This window comes from Nostoc sp. KVJ3 (genome assembly GCF_026127265.1).
Taxonomy (GTDB): Bacteria; Cyanobacteriota; Cyanobacteriia; order Cyanobacteriales; family Nostocaceae; genus Nostoc.
In genome coordinates this window covers 1471579-1488827 of sequence record NZ_WWFG01000001.1, presented here as the reverse complement: position 1 = coordinate 1488827, position 17249 = coordinate 1471579, and the positions used below count along the sequence as shown (strand labels likewise).

Genomic DNA, 17249 nt, shown 5'->3' with positions numbered 1-17249 from the left:
CAGTGAGGGTGAACCTTATCTCCATTATTGTAGATTTAGAGCGCACTTCCAGAAAATAGTTCTAGATATCTAGTTGGGTAATCAGTATAGCATTGCAGGCAAGACTACTCAGATAAGTTAGCACTAGCCAAAAATTTCGTCAAAAAACAGCTACTGCTACAATTGGGACACAAGACAAAGCAAGAATATCACCTTGATAGAGAATTATGCTTACTCATTCCCTGCCAAAAAACGACGATCGATAAGTAAATGGGCGTGAATAATTCAAGGTTTGTAGTAAGGGCTTCAGCCCAATTCTAAGGGCTTAAGCCCTTACTACAAGCCAATTTAATTGATTAACATGGCGTAACTTAGTTTTATTTATTCTTGCCCACTTACTTGCTAGAAATGTTTGCGTAGCTTCTTTTAGAGAAGAAATGTAATATTGACAGGCATCTTGGCTGTGGAGTGGATGTAAATTAAAGTAAGGGCAACTTACATTGCTTGAACATCCAAGCAGTATGAACCTCGTTATAAAAAAGATTTAGATTGGTAGCAGTATTATGTTGGCTCAATTCCAGAGCTTGTATCCCAAGGGCAGTCTGATTTCTGAATTAGTGCAAATTTTTCAAGGAAAATATATTGTCCGAGCAAGCGTGCAAATAGAAGGCGTAACCCGTGCGACGGGTATGGCAGCAGCAGAAACAGTAGAAGCAGCAGAAGACCAGGCTAGAACTAGGGCGTTGATAGTTTTGGGTATTACAAATGCGCCACCAGAATCAGTGGCATTTAACTCAAATCCAATTTCTCCAGCGCAGCTAAATCCCTCCTTGAATACCAAAGGTGGATTGAATGAGTCTATTTATTCCTCTGCAAAAGATGGGGATTTTGTTGGTAGTCAATGGCCATCGGTTAGCGATAAAGAAATATCTATACCGCCTTCCAAAGTCCGCAACATCAAACCAGAAGTAGTAACAACCAGTAACGAACAGTATGAGTACAGTAATGCTTCGTCCCTACCAAGCGATACCTATAGCCAGGATTTAGGTCAAAACTTTCCTCTGACTGCCGACCGGGAGCTAGAATTTGATCCTCCAGTTGAAAAATTAGAAATAACCTTTGATAACCAGGTGGAAAATCAAACCTTTCCAGCAATTTCTGCCAACAATGTCACACCATTTACACCTCGGAGTTACAGCCCTCAAGAGGATGTAGCTACCCCATCAGTGACAAAAAAGAGAAATAAGAAAGCTGAACCTGTGGATTTATCGGATGTCATTGCTAAAACAGATGTCGAACTTCAGCGTTTAGGCTGGACACCAGAACAGGGACGGGAGCATCTGATTGAAACCTACGGGAAACGTGGGCGTACTTTGCTCACTGAAGAAGAATTACACGGATTCCTCAAATACTTACAATCACAGCCAGACCCAATAGCGGGATTTTGATTTGTCATTAGTCATTAGTCATTAGTAAGGACTGATGACTAATAACATAGGCTCTTGAAACAGCAACGAAGCTATGGAACCTGTGAATTTTTCTGAAGTAATTGCTCAAACAGATTGTGAAATGTAGCGTTTAGGGTTGACAACAGAGCAGGGACGGGATTATCTGATTAAAACTTATGGGAAGCGATCGCGTACCTTACTGACAGAAGTAGAATTATTAGACTTTCTCCAATATCTCCAATCTCAGCCAGACCAACTTTGATGGATGAATAAGTTCGTAGTAAGGACTAAAGTCCTTAATACGAACCAAGCAAACTTGACTTGACAGACTACTAGCGGGATTTTAGTTAGTCATTTTTGCAAATCGATATTAAGTACTTGAGTAGACTACCCATTGTAAAAATAACCCCTCTTCACTGATGAAAAGGGGTTATTTTTGGCGTTTAAAGCAATTAAAAGTGGTAAATCACCATTTACCAATCGTGACTATTAATTAACAACCGCAACGGCTGGACGGCTACCGGCGGCGTGGCGGTCAATCACTTGGTCAATCAAACCGTATTCCCTGGCTTCTTCTGGTGACATGAAAAAGTCACGTTCAGTATCTTCAGCAATGCGCTCAATTGGTTGACCTGTATGGTCAGCTAAATAGTCATTTAGCCGCTTTTTATGGTACAAAATTTCCCGCGCCTGAATTTCAATATCAGTCGCCTGTCCTTGAGCGCCACCGAGAGGTTGATGAATCATAATTCGAGAATGGGGTAGGCTCATCCGCTTACCCTTAGCACCAGCGCTGAGGAGGAAAGCGCCCATACTCGCCGCCAATCCGGTACAAATTGTACAGACATCAGGGCGAATGTGCTTCATAGTGTCAAAAATGCCCATACCAGCCGTCACCGAACCACCGGGAGAATTGATGTACATATAAATGTCCTTCTCCGGGTCTTCAGCATCCAAATACAGCAGTTGGGCAACAATCAAGTTAGCAATGTTGTTGTCAACTTGTTGTCCCAAAAAGATGATGCGCTCACGCAACAGCCGTGAGTAGATGTCAAAGGCGCGTTCACCTCGACCCGATTGTTCAATAACGATAGGAATCATGGAAGCGTGTTTGTGGCTACTTTAAATACATTTTATCGGTGACAGCACGAAACTGGGGTTGATCTCTACTGTTCTCAAGCAGATAGCTTAAAATTTTATCGTTTTTCTTTGCCCAAAAAGAGTATAAAGGATGATTTTGCAATAGATTCAACCTATAAAGGCACTTTTTCGCGGCAAAAGCTGTCTAAGAGAATATCCCATGTAGGGAAAAAACAAATCAAAAAACTCCAATTATCGCCAACCTCATAATCTCGGCCTTTGCTGGGCAACTTTGGCGATGAAGTCATTAAACCGATGACCGAAATCTAACTTGCTTAGGGACTTGTCTTCATTTTTTGTAACATTTTAAACATTTTTTTAGGATTTCCCTCAGCAATTATCAAGTTATTTTTGTTAGATTCGGTAAATCGATAGTACGAGGTGTATTTAGAATAACCAGTCCTCATTCAAATGCTATCCATTCACAAGAGACGTGCCATGCTGGAAAAACTTATACAAGCCGCCATCATCACCTTCTTGCTCCACCTGATAGCAGGACTTAGCCCAAATACTTTAATTCAGTCAAAGACAGCATCACCTGTGCGAGAAACACCACCAAGTATTGTTAGTTTGCTATTGCGATCTTTTCAGTAAAAATATTTCAAAAATTACACAGGTGTCGGCGATATCAAAGACATGCACTACTACCTCCTACCCAAGAAGTAACTCGCTTGTAGGGTGATCTTGCACATACAGAATTGTCTAGGTTAACACTCTTGGGAACAAGGTAGACTGAGCAAAGAAGGCAACTATTTGGATTTGATCGTGACTAATCGCCTTGCTGAAGCTAAGAGCCTCTATCTCCGCAAACACGCCGAAAACCCCATTGATTGGTGGCCTTGGTGTGACGAAGCACTTGCAACTGCAAGAGCGCAAAATAAACCGATTTTTCTCTCCATTGGCTACTCTAGTTGCCACTGGTGTACTGTCATGGAAGGCGAGGCTTTTTCTGATATTGCGATCGCTGACTACATGAATGCTAATTATCTTCCCATCAAAGTAGACAGGGAAGAAAGACCTGACCTCGATAGCATCTATATGCAAGCTTTGCAGATGATGAGTGGTCAAGGAGGTTGGCCTTTAAATATTTTTCTTTCTCCAGAAGATTTAGTGCCGTTTTACGCCGGGACTTATTTTCCTGTAGACCCGCGCTATGGTCGTCCGGGATTTTTACAGGTGTTGCAAGCCCTTCGCCGTTATTACGATACAGAAAAAGCAGAATTACAGCAACGCAAAGCCTTAATTGTTGAGTCTCTGCTCACGTCTGCGGTGTTGCAAGATGCTGCAACAACTGAGCTTGAAGACCGAGAATTACTCCGCCAAGGTTGGGAAACCAGTACAGGGATCATTACTCCTAATCAATCTGGCAATAGTTTTCCGATGATCCCCTACACAGAATTAGCACTGCGGGGAACTCGATTTAATTTTGAATCTCGCTATGATGGCAAACAAGTTTGTACCCAGCGAGGACTAGATTTAGCGCTGGGTGGGATTTATGACCATGTAGCTGGTGGTTTTCATCGCTATACTGTTGACCCAACTTGGACAGTACCGCATTTTGAAAAGATGCTCTACGACAATGGACAAATTGTCGAGTATCTAGGAAATTTATGGAGTGCAGGAATACAAGAACCAGCGTTTGAAAGAGCGATCGCTGGTACTGTAGAATGGCTAAAGCGGGAAATGACCGCACCGGAAGGTTACTTCTATGCTTCTCAAGATGCCGACAGCTTCACCCAAGCCACGGCAGTAGAACCAGAAGAAGGAGCTTTTTATGTTTGGAGTTACAGCGAAGTACAACAACTGTTAACTCCTGAAGAATTAAGGGAATTGCAAGAAGAATTTACTGTTACCCCTAACGGTAACTTTGAAGGAGGCAATGTTTTACAAAGAAGGAATTCTGGCAAACTGAGTGAAACGCTAGAAGCAGCATTGAGTAAGCTGTTTATTGTTCGCTATGGTGTTAATTCTGAGTCACTAGAAACTTTTCCCCCGGCTCGTAACAACCAGGAAGCAAAAACGACTAACTGGCCGGGTCGCATTCCTTCGGTGACAGATACGAAGATGATTGTCGCCTGGAATAGCTTGATGATTTCTGGACTGGCTAAAGCTGCTGGTGTTTTCCAAGAACCGTTATATCTGGAATTAGCAGCACGCGCAGCGAATTTTATCTGGGAAAATCAGTTTGTCGATGGGCGTTTTCAGCGACTTAATTATCAAGGTGAACCAACCGTTTTAGCTCAATCTGAAGATTACGCTTTGTTTATTAAAGCTTTGCTAGATTTACAAGCTTCCAACCCTGAGCATAAACAATGGTTAGAAAAAGCGATCGCTATCCAAGATGAATTTAACGAGTTTCTCTGGAGCGTGGAATTAGGCGGATACAATAACACTTCAAGCGATTCTAGTCAAGACTTAATTGTTAGAGAGCGGAGTTACACGGATAATGCGACACCTTCAGCGAATGGAATTGCGATCGCTAACCTTGTCCGTCTGGCTTTACTCACGGATAATCTAGATTATTTGGATTTAGCAGAACTTGGTTTGAAAGCTTTTAAAAGTGTGATGCATCGCGCTCCCCAAGCTTGTCCCAGCTTATTTACAGCCTTGGATTGGTATCGTAACTCTACCTTGATTCGCAGCACCACAGAGCAAATAAACTCGCTGATCCCCAAGTTTCTACCAACGGCTGTGTTTGCTATCACATCTGATTTACCAGAGGGAAGCGTTGGGTTAGTTTGCCAAGGTTTGAAGTGTCTTGCACCAGCAGAAAATGTAGAGCATTTATTGCAGCAAGTGGACAAAAGTCAGAATAGAGGATGACGACCAGAAGCGAATTAACAGCAATTGTATTAGCGGGCGGTAAGAGTTCTCGTATGGGTCAGGATAAAGCCTTAATTCCCATTCAAGGAGTGCCGTTGTTACAGCGAGTTTGTGCGATCGCTCAAAGCTGTGCTGATACTGTTTATATAATCACTCCCTGGCCAGAACGCTATCAAGACTTACTTTTGCCTGATTGCCAGTTTATCCAAGAAGTACCTTTATCTGGAGAATCTATATCCCACGGGCCTTTAGTTGGTTTTGCTCAAGGACTAGCCAAAGTGCAAACAGATTGGGTATTGCTGCTAGCTTGCGATTTGCCGAGATTGCGGGTTGAGGTGTTGCAAGATTGGGTAACTAAACTTGATGGCATGGGGGATAATGCGATCGCAGCTTTAGCCGATCATCCTAAAGGCTGGGAACCTCTATGTGGTTTTTATCGCCGTCGCTGTTTGCCACAACTTCTAGAGTTTATCAACCAAGGGGGGCGATCGTTTCAGCAGTGGCTGCGGCAATATCCTGTAGAAGTTTTGCCTTTATCAGAACCCGAAATGTTGTTTAACTGTAATACACCAGAAGACTTGGCTTTATAGCGGTTCCCATTCAGAACTATTCGGTTAAGGCAAGAGACGCGATAAATCGCCATCTTTACAATCATCAGTCCTTCGTCCTGACGGCGATTTATCGCGGATTTGGGATCTATATATTTTCATCAAATAACCTTAACTGAACCTGATTGTGACACGCTCTACTTAACCGCGTCTTTACGCAAATAGAATTTCATGAGCAGAAAAAAATCATTCAAGCTATTTGCTAAAGCTATAGATTTGCTGTTTTTCTAAGCGATCGCTAATTGATGAAGGCAGTGTACCATCTGGGAATGTCTGTCGATCTAGTTGCACTTGTAAATTACTCAAGGGATCGCAACCAGAGGAAATCAGAAATTCTAGTTTTTGGATGTATGGCAAAGTTGCGAGGTTATCTAGAATTTGGAAGATAGCCTGTATATAAGGATGACCACTTTGTTGATACCAATCACAACTGGCAACTTTTGCTTGATCGAAACCCAAGTGGACTGTCAAAGATGGTTCGTCAAATATAGCGATCGCTAACGGACGCGCTTCTTCCTGCAATAATAAATCATTGCTTTTTGCTAAATGTCGCAATTTCTCTAAGCGTTCATAACGTTCCGTCACAGCTTCCGGGTCATCTTGCCAATGGATTGCTACTGTCACTAGATAAGTCTGTAACAGCATATGACCCAGTTTTTTCGCTTTTGTTGCTAGATAATAAGAATTGTAGTCATTTGCCTCAATCAACAATGGCACGCGATCAACTACTTCCAACCCATAGCCCTTAACTCCAGCAATTTTACGCGGATTATTGGTAATCAGACGAATCTTTTTGATACCCAAATCCATCAACATTTGTGCGCCCATCCCGTAGTCTCGCAAGTCAGCAGGAAATCCCAAGCGCTCATTTGCTTCTACTGTATCCAGTCCCATATCCTGCAATGAGTAGGCTTTTAGCTTGTTAATCAAACCAATGCCCCGCCCTTCTTGCCGTAGGTATACAACTACACCTTGACCATCGGCTTCAATCATTTTCAGGGCGGCTTGTAACTGCATTCGACAGTCGCAGCGCAAAGAACCTAAAGCGTCACCAGTTAAACATTCTGAGTGCATCCGCACCATTACTGGCTCATCTTTGAAGTTCGCTGGATTGCCCTTGACAATTGCAACGTGTTCTGTATTGTCTACGGTATGGCGGTAGGCGTAAATTTCAAACTGGCCGAATTGACTAGGCAGCTTGGTAATTACCTCACGATACACGAGGCGATCGTGCTTTAGGCGATAGCTAATTAAATCCGCAATACTAATTATTTTTAAATTGTGGCGTTTAGCGTATTCAACTAACTGCTGCAACCTGGCCATTGAACCATCGGGGTTTTGAATTTCACAAATTACCCCGGCTGGATATAGCCCTGCTAGTCGAGATAAGTCTACAGCCGCTTCTGTATGCCCTGCGCGTTTGAGTACGCCTCCAGCTTTCGCCCGAATGGGGAAAATATGACCGGGACGACGTAAATCGGTAGGTTTTGCGGCTGGATTGAGAGTAACCTGGATAGTACGGGCGCGGTCTTCGGCTGAGATGCCAGTGGTGACACCCAATTCTGGGCCAGCATCAATGCTAACAGTGAAGGCAGTTTGGTTAGTATCTGTAATGTTGCTGACCATCAAAGGCAAGTCTAGCTCGTCTAAGCGATCGCCTGTCATTGCCAAACAAATCAGCCCTCTAGCTTCCACTGCCATAAAATTAATCGTGTCGGGTGTGGCAAATTGGGCGGCACAAATTAAGTCGCCTTCATTTTCTCTATTTTCATCATCTACCACTACAATTACACGACCAGCTTTTAGGTCTGCTAAAGCGGCATCAATCGAATCAAATTTAAAAGCTTGGGTAGTATTAGGCTGTGACACAGATGGATTTCCAGATACCAACGTAAATTTTTTTTACAATTTCTTCTTTTAGATTGTAGCTCCTTTATAAGGCAGAGAAGTAGAGTAGCAATGATTTGATAATAGGGCAAGAATTTTTGCCATTCAAAGTGGGGGTACAGCAAAGGATGAGGGAAACAAATAGAATATTTTATCAAGAAAGGCAGAGGGCAGGAGGCAGAAGGCAGAAGGGAATACTGCCTCCTCCCTCTGCCTGTGACCGAACCGAACTTGGGTATAAAACCCCACCGTCTATACGGTGCTTACAATTGGTTGGGGTCTGAATCCCCAACGAAAAAGTTCCTTCTGCCCTCTGCCCTCAGCATAGATGCCTTCTTCAAAATTTCCCTGCGTTCTCTTCCTTGCCGTCCGAAAAAAGTAGAAGGGTAATAGAAGTTTTATTCGCTGTGAGTCTAGTCGCTGATATTGTTGATAGCTGAGAACGAATTAACCATTCATGGGATAAGGATTTCAGATCATGGGCAAATTAAGACGCGTACCCGTTGGGATTGTTGGCGCGTCGGGCTATGGTGGAGTACAGTTAGTACGGCTCCTGATGGATCATCCAGAAGTCGAACTGGTTTATTTAGGCGGTGAGAGTAGTATCGGGAAATCCTTCGGGGATTTGTACCCGCATCTGGCTCATGCAACTAACCTGCTAATAGAAGCAGTAGAACCAGAAATAATTGCTCACCGTTGTGAAGTGGTTTTCCTCTCTTTACCAAATGGTCTGGCTTGCCAAATCGCACCCAAACTTTTAGAAAAAGGATGTAAAGTACTGGATCTGAGTGCAGATTATCGGTTTAGTAATTTGACAACTTATACAAATTGGTATGGTATTGAGAGAAGCGATCGCACCATTGCCGCTACAGCAGTTTATGGATTACCAGAACTTTATCGCGATCGCATTGCCGAAGCTCAACTCATTGGCTGTCCTGGTTCATATTCCACAGCTAGTCTCCTTGCACTTTCGCCACTTTTAAAGCAAGGCTTAATCGTGCCAGAAACAGCTATTATTGATGCCAAGTCCGGTACATCTAGCAGTGGAAGGCAACCTCAAACCAATTTATTACTATCTGAAGCAGATAATTCCATCGCAGCTTTCAATATCGGCCGTCACCGTCACACCCCAGAAATTGAGCAAATTTGCAGTGACTTAGCTGGTCACGAACTCATGATTCAATTTACACCGCACCTTATCCCAATGGTACGCGGGATTTTAGCAACAGTATATGCCAAACTGAGCGATCCCGGTCTAGTGCGAGATGACTTAATTACAATTTTCTCAGCCTTCTACCGCAACTCTCCTTGGGTAAAAGTCTGCGGTAGTGGCATTTATCCTCAAACCAAGTGGGCTAACGGCAGCAATCTTTGTTATGTCGGTGTAGAAGTTGACTCGCGCACAGGTCGCGTAATTGTCATGTCAGCAATTGACAATCTAATTAAAGGGCAAGCAGGTCAAGCGATTCAGTGTTTAAACCTGATGATGGGTTGGGATGAAACTTTGGGGTTGCCCAAGTTGGGGTTTTATCCTTAATTGGGAATGGGCATTGGAAAGAGACAAGGAAGACAAGGAGGAGGGGGGAGACAAGGGAGAGATTTATTCAATGATTTCCCCTTGTCCCCCATCTCCCTACTTCGGCCCTAAACCGACAGCACCAGCGTAAACGGCGCGATCGCCTAGTTCATCTTCAATTCGCAGTAAGCGATTGTATTTTGCTACCCGTTCGCTGCGACAGAGGGAACCTGTTTTGATTTGACCGGCACGGGTTGCTACGGCTAAATCAGCGATCGTTGTGTCTTCGGTTTCGCCAGAACGATGGCTGATTACTGAACGGATGCTGTTGCGAGTTGCCAAATCAATCGTTTCTAAGGTTTCGGTGAGAGAACCAATTTGATTGAGTTTAATCAAAATCGCATTGGCGGCTTTTTCCTGGATGCCTCTTTGCAAGCGTGTAACGTTCGTCACAAACAAATCATCCCCTACCAATTGCACCCGCGAACCTAACTTTTGGGTCAGCAATTGCCAACTTTGCCAATCTTCTTCGTGTAAACCATCCTCAATTGACACAATTGGATATTGGTCAACCAGTTGTCCCAAATAATCAATAAACTCAGCCGGGGCGTGAGGTTTACCATCGTAAACATACTGACCATTCTTGTAAAATTCGCTAGCGGCGACATCCAAAGCCAAAGCTACTTCTTCCCCTGGCTTGTAACCAGCTTTCTTAATGGCAGCAACCAGCAATTCCAAAGCCACCTGATTAGATTCTAGGTTAGGGGCAAAACCGCCTTCATCACCTACACCAGTGAGCAAACCCTTCTCATCTAATACTTGGCTGAGGGTAGCAAACACTTCTGCACCCCAGCGCAACGCTTCCCGGAAGGAAGTTGCGCCAATTGGGACAATCATAAACTCTTGAAAATCTACGTTATTTGATGCGTGTGCGCCACCGTTAATCACGTTCATCAATGGTACTGGGAGCAAATTCGCTAAAGGGCCACCCAAATAGCGATAGAGGGGAATTTCTAGAGATTCAGCACCTGCTTTGGCTGCTGCTAAGGAAACCCCCAAAATAGCATTCGCCCCCAAATTGGATTTGTTCGGAGAACCATCTATGGCGATCATTGTGCGGTCTAGCAATTCTTGGTTGAGGGCATCCAAGCCTAGCAATTTTGGCGCAAGTGCTTCTTTGACGTTTTGTACAGCCTTGAGTACGCCTTTGCCCCCATAACGGCTTTTATCGCCATCACGCAGTTCGTGAGCCTCAAAAGAGCCAGTAGAAGCACCACTGGGAACCTGTGCTAGTCCGACAACACCATTGGCTAAATGCACTTCGGCTTCAATTGTCGGTCTACCGCGTGAATCAAGAATTTCACGGGCTGCGATCGCTTCAATGGTAGTATCTAGAAATTTACTCATCCGTACTTTATCCTTTATTCGAGTGTGTTACCCATCTAGTCCAACGGCCTAACCCAATCGCTAGCATAGGCGGTTAAGAGACTTTCTCGGCTGACATTAAAGAAGATTTCCACAGTTGGAGTCAACTGACAGGAGAATTGATCGGATTCTGAAACCTTCGTCGGCTGGATTTATTTATGTAACAGCGAATTAAATAATACTGGTGCAAGATATCATATTTCAACAAAAAACTTTTAAAGAATAATTCAGAATCAAGATGCTCTCTACGAGACGCTGTGCCTAGATTCTTATTTCTTTCTTTGTGCCCTACCCTGCGGCAAGCTGCTACGCGTCTATGTGCTACCTTACCTCACGTATACATGGATGCAAGAAGATGGTGCAAGCGTTCTTGATTCTATTTTCGGGGCGATCGCTGTTCAGTTGGTAGTGGTGCGATCGTCCTTTATCAGAAAGTTGGGTTTAAAACCCCGTGCTTCTAGCACGGCTTTATATTAGAGGTATTGTGGTAGAGTTAGAAGTGGTCGTTGACCCACCCAGACATCGGAGACAGAAAGCCTAACACCAAAGTTTGATAGAAAACTATCGACGGCGCAGAAAAGACGGCAGACTGGGATAAGAACGAGAGGCAATTGGTTTCATCCTTAAGTTACAAAACACCTGAAAATCTTGTTTGTTTTCAAGTTGCTGCGGGACACGCAGTCGTAAAGTCTGTGGAGCGAACATAAGACCAAATCCTCTTAGGGGGTGGAGGCGGTTGCTATGAAACAGAAACCTAAGTCGTGAGTCTTAGGAATCCCCGACCGTTTACGGCGGGGAGGATGTCAAAATACTGTGATGGAACCTGAGTCGAGTTTGGGCAACTTTTCCATGTTGATGAAAGGCGAAGTCTTACCTGCTGGCTCTTCTTGGGTAGGTTCTCCTGCCCAAACTGCTGAGTGAGGTAAAATAAGACTTTGGGCTGATATTTGCTAGAACTAGCCCTTTCAAGCTGACTCGAAAAATTTCTTTATGGGTGATAAAACCCACACAAAACGCCATATTTTTTTCATGAAATTCTTATGAATTGGTTAAAAATAGACTAAGTTTAAAATCCATCTTGTTTTATTCAAGAAAATATTTTCAGGATAGATTCACAGGGTTTGCAAACACCTATTAATATCCCATATTTCAGTAATTAAAAAGTTAGCAAATTTCAAATAAAATAATTGGATGTAGCACAGAAGGCTGAGGAACTCTTATAGGTTAACATCCCATTTTTTTTAAATTCATGCAACTGATGCACAAGCCCTTTACAACTGTCTTACCTTTGCGTTCTTTGCGGTTCGTTTCTCTATTCTCTTATTTCCTTCCCAATGCAGCGCAATAGTAAATGTAAAAACCCAGGATGCTCCCCTCAAATCAAATTTCTCAGTAAAAATAAGGCTATATTTATAGATAGCAATCCTGTCTGATTTGAGAAAAGTCGCGGTGTGCAGATCCCCGACTTCTTTAAGAAGTCGGGGATCTAAATTTTCAGGTACAAAGATTTATCTTCAGATGAGAAATTTGCAGAATAGAGAGATAAGTATAATTATTTGCCCTGGAATTCATGAGCCAGAATTAACAGAAAGCTTTAAAGTCGGATTATTAGATATGGTTGCTGATAGCGCGATCGCCTACAACTCCGCAAATATACTGATTTATCCCGGTAAAGATGTTTTAGTTTTATCAGCTTTGCACATTTTGCAGTTCTTGCGCGATTGCTCGATCAACTCTCTAAAATCGCCAATTATATTTATTAGCTTTAGTGCTGGCGTAGTTGGAGCGATCGGGGCAGCACATTTGTGGCAACTCTTGGGTGGTTCTGTCAAAGCATTTATTGCTATAGATGGATGGGGAGTACCACTACAGGGTAATTTCCCGATTCATCGCATGAGTCATGATTATTTTACTCATTGGAGTTCTAGTTTGCTGGGTAGTGGGCAGAATAACTTTTATGCACAACCAGCAGTCGATCATTTATCTATGTGGAAATGTCTGACAAAAAGCCGCTCTGCATCTAACCTCCAAACTGTACAAGGCTGGTGGGTAGATTCATTAATTGAAATTTCTCCACCCAAAGGTTATCTGACAGCAGCTGAGTTTTTGCTTATGCTGTTAAAGCACTATGAAGCAAATTAGTCCGGACAATAGAATTATGAGTTAGGAGTTAGGAGTGGTGAAGGGAAAAGGTTACAGGTGATAGCGTACAGGGGACAGTCAAGAAAAACTATGTCCAATGTCCCATACCCAATGCCCAATGCCCAATGCCCAATGCCCCATCCCCATGCCCCATCTACCCAAATAAAGTATCTAATGTTTCCAACTGAACCGGCTGCTGTTAATAACGGGTTTGGCGCACTGCTAAAAAACCGTGGTTTTATGCTTCTGTGGATTGGGCAAATAGTCTCCCAGTTAGCAGACAAAGTCTTCTTTTTAATGTTGGTCGATCTGGTAGTAGACAAAAACAGTATCTACCTTCCTCCTTTGGGAGTAGCGAAAGAATCGATGTACCCCATTTTGATGGTAGCGTTTACCATCCCAGCAGTTTTATTTGGTTCGGCAGGAGGTGTATTTGTCGATCGCATACCAAAAAAGCTAATTATGGTAGGCTCTGATATCTTACGCGGATTATTAGTCATCGGACTTGCCTTTTTACCAAGGAATTTCCATATACTTTTTCTGATTACCTTTGGAGTTTCCACCATTACCCAATTTTTTGCCCCAGCCGAACAAGCTGCAATTCCTTTACTGGTGCGGCGAGAGGGTTTAATAGCAGCCAATGCGCTGTTTACTAGCACAATGATGGGTGCTTTAATTGTCGGTTTTTTGTTAGGAGATCCACTGCTGAGTTTGGCTGAAACTGGTATAGCTAAAGAGTATGGCCCAGAGTTAGTAGTGGCGTTGTTATACCTGTTCTCGGCTGTAATTATGCTCCCGATTCACTTTCAGGAAAAAAAATCAGCGAGTGAAGGTTTGGGCGATCGCATCGATCTTTGGGCTGACTTTAAAGAAGGTTTACGCTACCTGAAGAAAAACCGTTTGGTATTAAATGCGATGCTGCAAACTACAGTTTTATACTGCGTCTTTGCATCGTTGATGGTACTTGCCCTTCCCTTAGCAGAAAAGTTTGGTTTACAGGGCAAACAATCTGGACGCTTTATTGCCGCAGTTGGAATCGGTATAGTCATTGGTGCGGGCATTTTGGGTCATTTGGGCGATAAAACACATCACAAACCTTTGCCTTTAATGGGCTTTTTAGGTATGGCGCTGATTTTGGCTTTGGTTCCCTTTACTAATAGTCAAGGACTAGCAATCGGATTATGTATTTTATTGGGTGTGAGTGGTTCCCTAATTGGTGTACCAATGCAAACTCTAATTCAACAGCAGACTCCACCAATTATGCATGGTAAGGTCTTTGGCTTTCAAAATCATGCCGTTAACATCGCTCTTTCTGCACCACTGGCGATTACAGGCTGGTTAAATCAAGAGTTTGGCTTGCGAATTGTCCTGATCGCAATGAGTCTCGTGGTTGCAGTTGTCGGTGTTTGGACTTGGAGAAATACCCGCAATGTCTTGCAAGACGTACTTTAACTAATGTAGGCTAATAATCTAGATTTATATTCAATATAAAAACTTATCAGATTTTGATTGAAGTTTTCAATTAAAATGAAATCTTAACTACAGAAATTCAGCATTAACTTTAGCTATAGTCTGAGGTTTGACCGTGCGTTCACAAAGTGTCTCCGCAGGAGAATCGCTCTCCCAAATTAGTCTCCCACAAACTGAGAATCACAAACAGTCTCGTCCTTATAACCCGCCAGTCCTGCCCAAACGTGCATCTGGCGGTTTTGCCCTCCTTGACAGCCTTCATCGCCACGGCGTTGATTACATTTTTGGTTATCCTGGTGGGGCAATTCTCCCAATTTACGACGACCTGTATAAGGTGGAAGCAACTGGTGCTATGAAGCACATTCTTGTGAGACACGAACAAGGCGCAGCCCACGCCGCCGACGGTTATGCCCGTGCAACGGGGAAAGTAGGAGTATGCTTTGGCACTTCTGGCCCAGGAGCAACTAACTTGGTGACAGGGATCGCTACTGCCTACATGGATTCAATTCCGATGATTGTGGTTACGGGACAGGTAGCACGTCCATCCATTGGTACAGATGCCTTTCAGGAAACCGATATTTACGGCATTACCCTACCCATCGTCAAGCACTCCTATGTAGTGCGTGACCCCAAAGATATGGCGCGAATTGTCGCCGAAGCGTTCCACATCGCTAGCACTGGGCGACCAGGGCCAGTTTTGATTGATGTCCCCAAGGATGTCGCTTTAGAAGAATTTGACTATGTACCTGTAAAACCAGGTTCAGTCAAGTTACGCGGTTATCGTCCCACAGTGAAGGGAAATCCCCGACAAATTAATGCCGCGATTCAGTTGATTACTGAAAGTCGCCGTCCGCTATTGTATGTCGGTGGTGGCGCGATCGCAGCCGGTGCCCACGAAGAAATCAAACAACTAGCTGAATTATTCGATATCCCTGTCACTACAACCTTAATGGGGATCGGTGCATTTGACGAACATCATCCCCTAGCTTTGGGAATGTTGGGGATGCACGGCACAGCTTACGCTAACTTTGCCGTTAGTGATTGTGACTTGTTAATTTGCGTCGGCGCGAGATTTGACGATCGCGTAACTGGTAAATTAGACGAATTCGCCTCCCGCGCGAAAGTAATTCATATAGACATCGATCCCGCAGAAGTTGGCAAAAACCGCGTTCCCGAAGTCCCCATCGTCGGCGATGTACGGAACGTCTTAGTAGACTTATTGCGTCGCTGCAAAGAAACAGGCGTTAAGGCTACACCCAATCAAAACCAAGAGTGGTTAAATTTAGTTAACCGTTGGCGCGAAGAATATCCTCTCATCGTGCCGCACCATGCCGACAGCATTTCGCCCCAAGAAGTAATTGTAGAAGTTAGTAGCCAAGCACCCCACGCTTTCTACACTACAGATGTAGGACAACATCAAATGTGGGCAGCCCAATTCCTCAAGAACGGCCCAAGACGCTGGATTTCTAGCGCAGGTTTGGGAACGATGGGTTTTGGATTACCTGCCGCAATGGGCGCGAAAGTGGCGTTTCCTGATGAAGAAGTCATTTGTATTAGCGGTGATGCTAGTTTCCAAATGTGTTTGCAGGAATTGGGAACACTTGCACAATATGAAATAAATGTCAAGACAATAATTATCAATAACGGCTGGCAAGGGATGGTGCGCCAGTGGCAACAAGCCTTCTACGGTGAGCGTTATTCATGCTCAAACATGGAAGTAGGGATGCCAGACGTAGAGTTATTGGCAAAAGCTTATGGCATTAAAGGCATGATAATCAGCGATCGCAGTCAATTAAAAGATGCGATCGCCGAAATGCTGGCACACAAAGGGCCAGTTATCTTAAATGTCCACGTCACCAGAGACGAAAACTGCTATCCAATGGTAGTCCCTGGCAAGAGCAACGCTCAAATGGTTGGCTTGCAGAAGCGATCGGCTTCATCAGCAGCAGAGCCAGTGTATTGTAGCCACTGCAATGCAAAAAATGCTCCCACCCACAACTTCTGTGCTGAGTGCGGGACGAAGTTGTAGCGCTTTTTGAGAATTAAGCAGTTTTTTTACGCAGAGGGTTATCTCTCTGCGTATTTTTTATGAAGAAATATTTATACTAATGTATTTTTCTGCATTCTTTTGGGAATCCTAACTTTTAGGAAGCATTGTACTTCCTGAAATATCACGTAACTTTTAAAGGATAATTATGTCTAAACGCAGATTGCCCAAAGGCCGTAGTGTTAGTTCAGTTGCTCTAGAACCAGAAATTGCGATCGCAATTATTGGACTGTTTTCCGCAGCTGCTGATGGTGAAGGCATTTCTTCAACAGAAGAATATGCTTTAAGTGAATTTCTCAGTCGGGTTGGCTTATTTGAAGACTATTCTGACGAAGACTTTGAAGAATTGACCGAAAAAGTCGTTAACTTGATTGAAGAAGAAGAACCAGAAGATTTAATCGCCCAGTCCATCGAATCCTTACCCAATAAAGGTTATCGGGAAGCTGCATACATCGCAGCTATCTTAGTAGTAGGGATTGACGAAGAAGTACCCGAAAGCGAACAAGATTATATCTCTGAGCTTCAAGAAGCTTTGAAGATATCAGACGAGCGCGCGCAAGAACTTATAGACGGAGTGTTCGGCGAAGAGGAAGATGATGAAGAGGAAGAAGAAGAGGAAGAATAAGATTTCTTCTCGCTGAACCGACGTTAAAAAGATGCCACACAAAGGTATTATCATCAAGTAGTTTCAATACTGTTTGGTTAAGCCAAGAGACGCGATAAATCGCCGTCTTTAGGATCTATTATTTTCATCAAATAACCTT

General features: G+C 43.6%; 14 protein-coding genes and 1 pseudogene. 11 read left to right on the top strand and 4 right to left on the bottom strand.

Annotated features, from left to right (window positions below; all coding sequences use genetic code 11):
* Positions 1-542 precede the first annotated feature (542 nt).
* Together GTQ43_RS06045 and GTQ43_RS06040 are read left to right on the top strand one after the other, a co-directional pair.
* Positions 543-1427, top strand: a complete 885-nt coding sequence (locus tag GTQ43_RS06045) for a hypothetical protein (protein ID WP_265271533.1) — start codon at positions 543-545, stop codon at positions 1425-1427.
* 76 nt (positions 1428-1503) lie between these two features.
* Positions 1504-1689 (top strand): annotated as a pseudogene (locus GTQ43_RS06040) (hypothetical protein); the annotation flags it as partial.
* A 227-nt stretch (positions 1690-1916) separates the two neighbouring features.
* Here GTQ43_RS06040 and clpP read toward each other — a convergent pair.
* Entirely contained in the window at positions 1917-2528 is a 612-nt protein-coding gene (gene clpP / locus GTQ43_RS06035) for an ATP-dependent Clp endopeptidase proteolytic subunit ClpP (protein ID WP_179065021.1), read from the bottom strand.
* 477 nt (positions 2529-3005) lie between these two features.
* On the opposite strand from clpP, the gene GTQ43_RS06030 reads away from it, so the two are divergent.
* The 3 genes from GTQ43_RS06030 (at position 3006) to GTQ43_RS06020 (ending at position 5980) form a co-directional block, all read left to right on the top strand.
* Positions 3006-3161 carry a hypothetical protein gene (locus GTQ43_RS06030; RefSeq protein WP_265271529.1) on the top strand — a complete coding sequence of 52 codons (156 nt, stop codon included), beginning with the start codon at positions 3006-3008 and terminating at the stop codon, positions 3159-3161.
* A gap of 171 nt (positions 3162-3332) precedes the next feature.
* On the top strand, positions 3333-5390 hold the full coding sequence (locus tag GTQ43_RS06025; RefSeq protein WP_265271527.1) for a thioredoxin domain-containing protein: 2058 nt from the start codon (positions 3333-3335) through the stop codon (positions 5388-5390).
* Positions 5387-5980, top strand: coding sequence for a molybdenum cofactor guanylyltransferase (locus GTQ43_RS06020; RefSeq protein WP_265271525.1), 594 nt, complete (start codon positions 5387-5389; stop codon positions 5978-5980). The genes GTQ43_RS06025 and GTQ43_RS06020 overlap by 4 nt, the downstream gene beginning before the upstream one ends.
* 213 nt (positions 5981-6193) lie before the next feature.
* Here GTQ43_RS06020 and ribBA read toward each other — a convergent pair whose 3' ends face one another.
* Positions 6194-7867: a bifunctional 3,4-dihydroxy-2-butanone-4-phosphate synthase/GTP cyclohydrolase II gene (ribBA, locus tag GTQ43_RS06015; RefSeq protein WP_265271524.1), complete on the bottom strand. Its 1674-nt coding sequence runs from the start codon at positions 7865-7867 to the stop codon at positions 6194-6196.
* Between the two features lie 496 nt (positions 7868-8363).
* Here ribBA and argC point away from each other — a divergent pair, with 496 nt between their 5' ends.
* A complete protein-coding gene (argC, locus tag GTQ43_RS06010; RefSeq protein WP_265271522.1) occupies positions 8364-9422 on the top strand; it encodes an N-acetyl-gamma-glutamyl-phosphate reductase in 1059 nt (352 codons plus the stop codon).
* A gap of 96 nt (positions 9423-9518) precedes the next feature.
* On the opposite strand, the gene eno is transcribed toward argC, so the two are convergent.
* Positions 9519-10808, bottom strand: a complete 1290-nt coding sequence (eno, locus tag GTQ43_RS06005; RefSeq protein WP_265271520.1) for a phosphopyruvate hydratase — start codon at positions 10806-10808, stop codon at positions 9519-9521.
* A gap of 363 nt (positions 10809-11171) precedes the next feature.
* Between eno and GTQ43_RS06000 the strand changes: the two genes are divergently transcribed.
* Complete coding sequence (locus GTQ43_RS06000; RefSeq protein WP_265271518.1) at positions 11172-11303, top strand: hypothetical protein; 132 nt, start codon at positions 11172-11174, stop codon at positions 11301-11303.
* A gap of 84 nt (positions 11304-11387) precedes the next feature.
* On the opposite strand, the gene GTQ43_RS05995 is transcribed toward GTQ43_RS06000, so the two are convergent.
* A complete protein-coding gene (locus tag GTQ43_RS05995) occupies positions 11388-11531 on the bottom strand; it encodes a hypothetical protein (RefSeq protein WP_265271516.1) in 144 nt (47 codons plus the stop codon).
* 837 nt (positions 11532-12368) lie between these two features.
* On the opposite strand from GTQ43_RS05995, the gene GTQ43_RS05990 reads away from it, so the two are divergent.
* From GTQ43_RS05990 to GTQ43_RS05975, 4 genes are all read left to right on the top strand, one after another.
* Positions 12369-12968 (top strand): hypothetical protein, encoded by a 600-nt coding sequence (locus tag GTQ43_RS05990; RefSeq protein WP_414859109.1) that lies wholly within the window; start codon positions 12369-12371, stop codon positions 12966-12968.
* 174 nt (positions 12969-13142) lie between these two features.
* The gene (locus GTQ43_RS05985) at positions 13143-14420 is read left to right on the top strand and encodes an MFS transporter (protein ID WP_265273676.1); all 1278 of its coding nucleotides are present in this window, start codon (positions 13143-13145) and stop codon (positions 14418-14420) included.
* A gap of 133 nt (positions 14421-14553) precedes the next feature.
* Positions 14554-16467: a biosynthetic-type acetolactate synthase large subunit gene (gene ilvB, locus GTQ43_RS05980; protein WP_265271513.1), complete on the top strand. Its 1914-nt coding sequence runs from the start codon at positions 14554-14556 to the stop codon at positions 16465-16467.
* Between the two features lie 166 nt (positions 16468-16633).
* On the top strand, positions 16634-17110 hold the full coding sequence (locus GTQ43_RS05975) for a tellurite resistance TerB family protein (RefSeq protein WP_265271511.1): 477 nt from the start codon (positions 16634-16636) through the stop codon (positions 17108-17110).
* The last annotated feature ends 139 nt before the right edge of the window (positions 17111-17249 follow it).